Origin of the sequence: Ochrobactrum sp. SFR4, assembly GCF_019730395.1 — a bacterium.
Taxonomy (GTDB): domain Bacteria; phylum Pseudomonadota; class Alphaproteobacteria; order Rhizobiales; family Rhizobiaceae; genus Pseudochrobactrum.
In genome coordinates, this window is the sequence record NZ_JAAPBB010000707.1 from 1 (window position 1) to 278 (window position 278).

Genomic DNA, 278 nt, shown 5'->3' on the forward strand with positions numbered 1-278 from the left:
GGTGAGGCCCCCAGCCCTGCTGGCACGCCATCCACAGACACCTATTGTCGTCCAGACGCCGCAGAAATCGCTGGGCCAACGCGCGCATGAGCTTATTCACACCTCGCTCGACCAAGCCGATCGCCTTCTTCTCGAACAACGGCCGCGGCAGGCAGTGCAGGAAATTCTTTGGCTCCTTGAAACGGTGTCGACGGCATTCCAGGGTCAGGAAAGCGGATCGGGAACGGTCGAAGGAAAATACTTCAACGAGATCATCCGCGCCCTGCGCAAAAATAACG

General features: G+C 58.6%; 1 pseudogene. It reads left to right on the top strand.

The annotated features are described in order from the left end of the window. Positions 1-278: pseudogene (locus HBA93_RS20890) on the top strand (hypothetical protein); the annotation flags it as partial.